General features: G+C 78.2%; 1 protein-coding gene. It reads right to left on the bottom strand.

Annotated features, from left to right (window positions below):
• A partial coding sequence (gene cbiE, locus EF903_RS32505) for a precorrin-6y C5,15-methyltransferase (decarboxylating) subunit CbiE (protein ID WP_125548521.1) occupies nt 1-1286 on the bottom strand: 1286 nt, incomplete at its 3' end.
• Between the last annotated feature and the right edge of the window lie 176 nt (nt 1287-1462).

The raw sequence follows: 1462 nt of genomic DNA, 5'->3' as shown, positions 1-1462 counted from the left end.
GGGGAAGGGGAAGAGGCGGGGGCGGGGGAGTCGCAAGGGGCGGCCGGTGCGGCCGGCTTGACGACGGACCACTGGGTGACCGGCATCGCCTGCCGCCAGCCCGTGAACCCGCCGACGGGCACGGCGTGCGCGACGGCCAGCTTGACCAGGTCGCCGCCGTGGCGGCGGTGCCGCTCGCCGAGGACCGCCTCGGACTCCAGGGTGACCGTGTTCACGACGAGCCGGCCGCCGGGCGGCAGCGCCTCCCAGACCGCGTCCAGCAGACCGGGCGCGGTCAGCCCGCCGCCGACGAACACCGCGTCCGGGACGGGCAGTCCGGCCAGCGCCGCGGGGGCCGAGCCGGTCACCACGCGCAGCCCGGGCACGCCGAGCGCGGCCGCGTTGCGGCTGATGCGGCCGGCCCGCTCCGGGACGCGCTCCACCGCGACCGCCCGGCAGGACGGGTGCGTCCGCATCCACTCGATGCCGATCGAACCGGAGCCGCCGCCGATGTCCCACAGCAGCTCCCCTGGTGCCGGGGCGAGCGCGCACAGCGTCGCGGCCCGCACGTGGCGCTTGGTCAGCTGGCCGTCGTGCTCGTACGCCGCATCCGGAAGGCCCGGCGTCGCGCCGAGCCGCGGGACCGCGGAGGCCGGGTCGCGGCGGCAGTCCACCGCCACCACGTTCAGCGGGTCGCCCGGCGGACGGTCCCAGCCGTCGGCGGTGCCCTCGTAGGCGTCCTCGTGCTCCGAGCCGAGCTGCTCCAGCACCCGCATGCGGCTCGGGCCGAAGCCCCGCTCGCGCAGCAGCGCCGCGATCTCGCCCGGGCTCGCCGCACCGGAGCTGAGGACCAGCACCCGGCGGCCGTCGTGCAGCGCCGCGGCGACCCGCGCCACGGGCCGGCCGACGACCGTCACCACCTCGGTGTCCTCCACCGGCCAGCCGAGGCGGGCGCAGGCGTACGACACGGACGAGGGATGGGGGTGCACGTGCAGGGCCTCGGGTCCGAGCTCCTCGGACAGGGCGCGGCCGATCCCGTAGAACATGGGATCCCCGCTGGCCAGGACGGCGATGCGGCGCCCCGCATGCTCGGCGGCGAGCCGCGGCACGGCGGGCCGCAGCGGACTCGGCCACGCCACCCGCTCCCCGGGACACTCGCCGGCGGGCAGCAGAGCGAGCTGCCGCGGCCCCCCGATCAACACCTCGGCGGAAGCGAGGACGTCCCGGGCGGCAGCGGCGAGCCCACCCCACCCGTCGGCACCGACGCCGACGACCGAAACGGGCACGGGGGGCGGTACGGGGCTCACGGCGCGACACCTCGGGGATCGGAACGAAGGCGGACGGCAGGACGGCAGGACGGCGGGACGGCGGGCCGGGGTCGGGCGACAGGTCGGGGACGGGGAACGGAGGCAGCGGCGCGGCGGCCCGACGGGGCCGGAAGACCGGCCCGGCGGCACGGCCGCGCACCGAACCCGCAGCCTAC

The sequence above is a fragment of the Streptomyces sp. WAC05292 genome, assembly GCF_003949955.1.
In the GTDB taxonomy this organism is placed as follows: Bacteria; Actinomycetota; Actinomycetes; order Streptomycetales; family Streptomycetaceae; genus Streptomyces; species Streptomyces globosus.
Note: the sequence above shows the minus strand (reverse complement) of the source record. Positions and strands in the feature narration are given on the sequence as shown.